The sequence below is a fragment of the Pseudomonas sp. Pseusp97 genome, from assembly GCF_047304025.1.
Taxonomy (GTDB): Bacteria; Pseudomonadota; Gammaproteobacteria; order Pseudomonadales; family Pseudomonadaceae; genus Pseudomonas.
The window spans coordinates 1-6,941 of sequence record NZ_JBGLYK010000264.1 but is presented as its reverse complement, the minus strand read 5'-3'; the positions used below and the strand labels follow the sequence as shown (position 1 = coordinate 6,941).

The window sequence follows — 6,941 nt, the reverse complement described above, 5'->3', positions numbered from 1 at the left end:
AAAGTCTGCTCGATCAGCGTCAAAGCAAACGCGGCCAGCTGCTGAAGGTCTTGCGTTACCAGAATGATCCGCATCGACTTCCCCTTCTGGTCGACCCGATGACGATGCTCAGCCAACAACGCCTTATCGGCATGCGGAACGTTCGTCGCTTTCAAGCCAGAGGGCCAACGCCGCCAAAGCTCATCGAGCACCAAGACACACCCAGGAGGACACAAATCCGCGAGGTCGGGGCGGGAATACCAATCATCAGGCAGCTGACTAATAAAACCCCCGAAATCCGTTAACAGGTCGTCAACCATCAGCGGAATATTCGTAACAACGTGCCGACCCTGCTTAAGCGAGGGAATAATTACATGCTTAACAACGCCAAAAGACTTGCCATGCCCCGGCTTGCCCACATAAGCATCAATTGGCATATCAGCGACCTCCTATAAACGGCAGCTTACGCTTAACCCAAATAAAGATCAGCGCACCCAAAATAGTTGCCAATCCGAACCTAAGTTCAAAAGCATCCGCCCAATAAAGAACGGAAGCCGGCAAATTGCCGGCAGCCGCCTTAGCCTGAAGAACAAAATCCGGAACCGGAATGGCGTTAATAAACTCCGCAACCTGACCCATGATCACCGAAAACAGCTTCCTAGGAATCCACTCGGCGAAATCAGCAAACCACTTAACAATATCGTTTAACCAACTCTTCAGCCAATCAAGCATGATTAATCACCCATAAAGAAGAACCAAAACAACCGCCAATACACACCAGACAAATTTGGCAATTGGCGACATGGTGTTTTTAAGCTCAGGCTTCAACTGATTAACGTCATCAAAAGACAGCTGTCCACCGCCAAGCGCATCAATACTGGCAGAGCGAAACGAAGGAGCAGCACCACCTTCAGGAATAGATATACCGCCAATCACCGACAACATAGGGGATTGATTAACGCTATTTTCAAACGCCTGCATGGTCTCTTTATAGCTTGGAACCTTATCCATCCCAGGCTTATCAAGACCAGACCCGTCACTACATTCCTCAGCAGTAACGCAACCGCCCTCGCCCTGACCAGAGCCAGTGCCATTACCACCACCAGAGCCACCGCCAGTGCCTGTGCCATTCGTAGCAGAGCCAGTGCCACACCCGTTACCAGAACAGGTACTGCTGCTAGAAATCAGCGTGCCGGTGCCGTCCTTTTTCGTGGTCGTCGTGGTCGTAGTGGTAACGACGCTGCAGACGTTCATATCAGTGCAAACGGTCTTCTTAGACACGTCCGTCTTAACCTCAGTCTTCGTACCATCCGAAGCCGTGGTAGAGGTAATGCCCGTGCTGATATCTATGCCCTTCGACGTAGGCGAGTTCCAGGAACATCCGTAAACACCATTAACGGTGCCGCAGCTCTGAGAGCCGCTCTGTTTGGTTTCTTGCTTCGAAAGGCAGGACTGAGAGCCATCAGCACCTGTCGTGTACTTACACGGAATAGTGTTGTTCTCAATCTTCGGCGCAGGATTCGGCGTATCGCAGCCGCCCAGGGCATGACAGTCCTGCTCTTTAGGGCTTTGCATACCACCACCGACATTACCTGTATAAGTCCCGTCAACAACACAAACAGAGCCTTTGCCATCGGCATTAACAGTGCAAGTAGAAGAGCTAACTGTAATCTCACAACCCAAATTAGGATAAGCAACAGTCTGACCATTAATAGGACCTTTAACCGCACTATCAAACTTAACTGTTAACTTTGAAATAGAGCTAGAGTTCTTAGCAAAGTATTTACACATTTTGGCATTATCTTGCCGCCAAATCTCTACACACTCACCGCCAATCCAGACTTCAGGATTTGCCGAATCGGCATTCTTGTTATTGCAAAACGTATAATCAAGAGACGACGGAATAACGCACTTTGCAAGAACCGCATCATATGTAGCAGGCGCAGTACAGCCATCACCGTAACGATCTATAGAGAAGGCTGAGCTATTAGCCAAGGTACCCTGACTATTCTTGATCTGAATAATACAAGAATACTTAATGTCAGAATTCTTGGTTAGCGAGATGACAACCCCAGTTGCATTCCAAGCGCCACCAATCCAAAGCCCCGGCACAGCATTACAAGCAGCAGTGGGCGACGGATACTGAGTATTAGAAGAACCGCTAACAAGAGAACCGGCCGGAGCTAATCGCCAGTTGTAATCTACGGCAAACGAATTACCGCAGAACAGAAAAGCAAGAACAAATAGCAGCCGGCGCATATTAGAGCCCCCAGAACAAATAAAGAGCCGCGATCTGACCGCTAAAAAAGAATGTCCAGTAATAAATATCTGCCATAAAAGAACCCTCCCCAAAAGAAAAAGGGGCGGCATCCGCCACCCCTCCCCTTACCCTCCCTTTCGGAGAGGGTTAGCGGCCACGGACAAGGCTGATCAGCCACTTCACGCCGACGTACGCACCAACGGCGGCCAGCATGGTTTTACCCAAGGACAGGATGCCGGTGATGACACCGGTGGTATCCCAGGTGAAACCGGTGTAATCGACAGCGTCGGCAGCACTCGCGGACGCTGCAGCAGCCATCAGAGCACCGAAGGTCATGACGGACGGGCCGTACTTCTTCAGGCCAGAAACCGAACGTTGTTTCAGGGTGGTGATTTGCATCAGTTTTTACCTCTCAGTTGAAGGATGAGCAGCTTGATTCCGAAGCACGCCAGCAGAACTGGCAGTACCGATCCGAATCCGAACGAGAACGCCTTTGCCATGAGCACAGGGTCCAGCTGCGACAGTTCGAAAGTTCCAGGCACCTCGACCAAAGCCCAAGTGCCCGAACACAACGGAGCGCCATCGGATGCCTGCGAAACATCGCCATCACAGACCAGCGAGTAACGAGACATAAGCGCCCCCGTCGGTACCAATATCGCCATCCTGGGCGAGAACCAGGCCGCTATTTAGGTACCCTTTAACCGAAACACAGGTACCAAAACTGTCGCCCTGGAAAACAACCAGGTCGGAAAATTGGTACCCATCTACAGGGGAGGAAGCTGCGAAACAGTCATCGCAGACATGAAAATCGGAAGAGGAGGGGAGGTCGGGCGCCTGCGCCGGCTGATTCCAAAGCTGCCCGAGCGGAGCACGACAGAGGTCGCAGAAGACGCGATCAATAATGACCATGGCGCCCGACCTGTTAGGCAACGGCCGCTGTTTTGGTCTGGAGCGGAGTGGCCGCCGACAGGTCCATCTCAACAGACGCGCGACCGTCTTTGATCGGGAACGCGAGAGGAATTTCGAAGAAGCCGGCCGCCTTCACAGCAGCGGCGTCAGTGGTGAAAAACTCGCATGCCTGCGGGTAGAGAGAACCGGGAAACTGCGCGTAGGCTTCCATGATCCAGTAGGGCTTCGGATTGGCAGGGTCTTTCTTGGACACACCGTTGCGGTTCTTGCCGGTAAATTCGACAACTACGGTCTGATTCGGGAGTTTCCGATGCATGGCGGTATCCTTGTGATGACGTGTTTTCGTGTTTTGGCGCCCGGTAGCTCCGTCGCCGACACGAGAACACTACAACACGAGAACACGAAAACACAATATCACCGGCACAAAGCCACTACGGGAGTAGACTTATGACGGGCGACCGCCTGAAAAACATAGGGCTGGAAAAGGATGTCTGGAAAGCGCTGAAGGACCTTTGCACAGAGCGCGAATGCACCATGTCTCAGGCGGTGGAGTACCTACTAGAGCGGAGCAAAACAAAGAATGGAAAGAAACCTGGAAGCACTGATGACGTGGGCAAGAAGCCAAGGGATTGACCTCGTTACTTGGATAAACGAGGTCACACAGGAATTAGCCGACGAACGGCGATCAGGCGTAGGCGTCCCAGCCAATCGACTTGAGGAACCTCAGAACCTGAAGCCAATCCCCGGTTTCGGCAACGTCCAACAGCTGAGCGCGCTTACGGCGGCGGCGGACCAAGGACCATTGGTCAGCCGATAACAATCCAAGAAGGTCGGCGGGTTCTAAAGACTCGTCGGCCAACACCTCATCGGTGACGTCTTCAACACCCACCCTCGCCTTCAAACCATGCGACCAGAATAACTGGGCGCGCCCCTTCATCGCGTGCACGTAGTCCAAATAACGAGCGCTATCGCCCTTCGCTCGACGAATCAGGAATTCATGCGGATGAACCCCACTCGCACGGCCTGACTTGCTGGTACTGGTAGCGACCTCACGATCCGCCCCCCAGGCCCTGGACGCGTCCTGCTTCGCCAGATAATCAGACTGGGAAACACCGAAGCGAACATCCACCGCGTGAAGCATGAAGGCAAAACGCTTGTCTTCAGTCACCAACCCGACACGCTCACAAACCTTGAGCCAGCGCTCGCGAACGAACTCAACAAAGGCGACCTCTTCAATCGGCGAAAGATCGCGAATCAGCCAGATTTCATGGGTGTGCGGATGCCAGCCGTTCTCGCCATGCGTGAGCTCAAGCGACCGAACCAAGCCGCCATAACCATAGCGTTTCTTGAATTTGTCCCACGGGCTGCCCTTGCGAAGAAACTCAAATGCCTGCTTTTGCTTCGCCATGAGGTCTTCAAGCGTATCGAAAGCCGTATGCGGAAAAGTGAAAGTCACCATGAGCGGGCGATAGTCATTCGCGTACGCCCATTCGATCAGCTGAGCCAACTCAACCCGGCGGCGCTGCTGGATCAAAGCACAGCAGACGGGGCACGCCCACACGCTGCCACAGGTCGCGAGGTTGCTGTAATGGGCACCCTGGTGCACAGCGCTGAAGTGAACGCCAACCGTCCGATCTCGCCGGACATACCGACAATCAACCGTACGGTAGACGTCCCCAGCCATCGCATTGGGCTTCAGTTGGCGAGCGTGCCGACTCAGAACAAAGCGGGCATAGCCCAAGCCTTCATACCGGTCAGCCCGCTTTGCCTGCGGGGAGGGGGGGGAAGATTTCGCAGTATTACCAAGAGGGGCCCCGCCGTCCGTCCCCTGCCCGGATTCTGCGCGTAATGAAACTGCGCTATCATCCATGCCACGGGGCCTCCTACGCCCCGCCAAAACCCCTGTGCCTGAGCCGCCAAGCAATCGCACGGGGGTTTTTTTTTGTCTTCTGCCCGGGATTTAAGCACATCCCGTCGTGTTCTTGTGTACTGCACCGTCTCCGACGGCCCTGCCGGGGGCCCCTCGCCGGGAGGCAGGCGGTCAGGGGTGAAGCATCCCTGACCACCAGCCGGAGGGTGTTTTAACGGTGCAACGTCAAGGGTTCGCTTCGCCCGTGCTTCCGTTCGACGGGTCGGAGAAGCTGACCCGACGAGCCGGGAGCGCGGCCCCTGACGAACCAGCATCGACGTGATTCGGTACCTTTATTCGCGGATCCACCAACGCCCTGGAGCGAAAAATGGTACGGATAGCATCTAAAGGCCGAGCGCCTACTTCGTCCAGCAGCACCCGAACAATCAGCCCCGTGCAGACCAGCACCGGGAGCAAGATGAAAACAACCCACAAGGCCCAATCAAGGTACGGCATCTAACAAATCCCCCTGACCAACCCTCTCAAGCAAGACAGCCGCGGCGGAACGAGCGTTCTCGATAACACGATCGCGCGAGGCAATGACCCCTTCCAAGCGCGCAATCTCGCCCTTCTGCCATGCCACGGTTTTCGTCAGGTAATCAAACTCAGCAGCGGCTTTCTCATACGCCTTAGAGCCAGTGGCGCAGCCAGTAGCGCGCTTCAGAGATTCGACAAACTTGTCGTCTGCAGACGGAATCTTGATCAGCATTGAGGTTCTCCTTTTGGTACCGATTAAGGCCGCTCGAGGACGACCAGGGCGAAACAAAAGGTACCATAAGCACAGAAACACGCAAGACCTTTTGGTACCTATTTTGTGTTCCTGGATCAGCCCGGGCAAAACAAAACGGTACCAGTCCCGCCATGGCGGCGACAAAACTGGTACCGTAAATTCCTGCAGGTGAACAACCAGGTCGAGCGGAAAGGTACCTAACGCCAAGGGCGAGACGAATACTCGGAGTCGGGAACAATGGTAACCGCCACCGGCTGGCGATCGACGGAAGCAGAGGCATGAGCCGAAGATGACCGGGTCGCATCCAGCGCAGCCGGGTCGCTCCGCTCGCCGGCTGCGCTGGATTGCGAACCGGTCATAGAGACAGCTGTGGCAGCAGCAGCCGAACGACCCGACCAGGGATTAGCGATTGCACCATCGACCGAACAGGCGATATAGCGATCACGCTGAAGCCACCAGCAGGTTTCCATAGGCACGATCCGCCGATCAGCACCAGGGCCGGCCAAGACGACGCCGGAGGTCCTGCTCACCTTCAACCCGCCTTGCTCCGAAGCACCGCAAGGCCTGACAGTCGCGTCCGAATCGTCACTTGCAGGCATCGTACAGCCCAACCAACCAGCAACACGCCACGTCTCAGAGACAGGCGGCCCCGAGGGCTTGGCCGTGGTCGAAACCACAGCAGAAGACGCCACAGGAGCAGCAACAGGCATCGGATTAACCAGCTCAGCAGGCTTAGGCGCCGCCGACTCAGACTCGCCCTGATTAACGCCCTCATGCGTGGTGGGATTGAAGTACTCAAACAGCCCAGACACCCCGCTAACCGCGCAATACAGCACACCCGCCACAGCGAGCCACACAAACGGCGAGCGAAACGCATTGCCGCGCTTATCAGCCTTGCTCTCGTCACCTACGTCACCGGTCTCACTCATGGTCGCCGACTTGTAGTAACGGTGGATATCCTCGCTGAATTGTCCATAGGTCTGGCGGATTCGCTGAGCTTTCGGAGGCCTCTCCCCCTTGGCCGCCCCCGTGTAGATGTCCACCCGATAATTTTTCTTAGTGAGCTTCGTCATGCGGAAAGTCTGCTCGATCAGCGTCAAAGCAAACGCGGCCAGCTGCTGAAGGTCTTGCGTTACCAGAATGATCCGCATCGA

General features: G+C 55.0%; 10 protein-coding genes. 1 reads left to right on the top strand and 9 read right to left on the bottom strand.

Annotated elements, in window-relative coordinates; translation table 11 throughout:
* From ACCC94_RS26420 to ACCC94_RS26395, 6 genes are all read right to left on the bottom strand, one after another.
* Positions 1-416 (bottom strand): zonular occludens toxin domain-containing protein (locus ACCC94_RS26420; protein ID WP_413352569.1); only part of this gene is annotated, 416 nt, incomplete at its 3' end.
* Between the two features lies 1 nt (position 417).
* Positions 418-711, bottom strand: coding sequence for a hypothetical protein (locus ACCC94_RS26415; protein ID WP_413352568.1), 294 nt, complete (start codon positions 709-711; stop codon positions 418-420).
* A gap of 6 nt (positions 712-717) precedes the next feature.
* Positions 718-2,349 carry a hypothetical protein gene (locus tag ACCC94_RS26410; protein WP_413352567.1) on the bottom strand — a complete coding sequence of 544 codons (1,632 nt, stop codon included), beginning with the start codon at positions 2,347-2,349 and terminating at the stop codon, positions 718-720.
* Between the two features lie 37 nt (positions 2,350-2,386).
* A complete protein-coding gene (locus ACCC94_RS26405; protein ID WP_413352566.1) occupies positions 2,387-2,638 on the bottom strand; it encodes a hypothetical protein in 252 nt (83 codons plus the stop codon).
* 207 nt (positions 2,639-2,845) lie between these two features.
* Positions 2,846-3,148, bottom strand: coding sequence for a hypothetical protein (locus tag ACCC94_RS26400; protein ID WP_413352565.1), 303 nt, complete (start codon positions 3,146-3,148; stop codon positions 2,846-2,848).
* A 13-nt stretch (positions 3,149-3,161) separates the two neighbouring features.
* Positions 3,162-3,464 (bottom strand): hypothetical protein, encoded by a 303-nt coding sequence (locus tag ACCC94_RS26395; protein WP_413352564.1) that lies wholly within the window; start codon positions 3,462-3,464, stop codon positions 3,162-3,164.
* Positions 3,465-3,595: 131 nt separating this feature from the next.
* On the opposite strand from ACCC94_RS26395, the gene ACCC94_RS26390 reads away from it, so the two are divergent.
* Positions 3,596-3,781, top strand: coding sequence for a hypothetical protein (locus tag ACCC94_RS26390; RefSeq protein ID WP_413352563.1), 186 nt, complete (start codon positions 3,596-3,598; stop codon positions 3,779-3,781).
* Positions 3,782-3,833: 52 nt separating this feature from the next.
* On the opposite strand, the gene ACCC94_RS26385 is transcribed toward ACCC94_RS26390, so the two are convergent.
* From ACCC94_RS26385 to ACCC94_RS26375, 3 genes are all read right to left on the bottom strand, one after another.
* Complete coding sequence (locus tag ACCC94_RS26385; protein ID WP_413352562.1) at positions 3,834-5,018, bottom strand: protein rep; 1,185 nt, start codon at positions 5,016-5,018, stop codon at positions 3,834-3,836.
* 481 nt (positions 5,019-5,499) lie between these two features.
* Positions 5,500-5,766: a hypothetical protein gene (locus tag ACCC94_RS26380; protein ID WP_413352561.1), complete on the bottom strand. Its 267-nt coding sequence runs from the start codon at positions 5,764-5,766 to the stop codon at positions 5,500-5,502.
* 218 nt (positions 5,767-5,984) lie between these two features.
* Positions 5,985-6,941: hypothetical protein (locus ACCC94_RS26375; RefSeq protein WP_413352560.1), on the bottom strand; the 957-nt coding region annotated here is incomplete at its 5' end.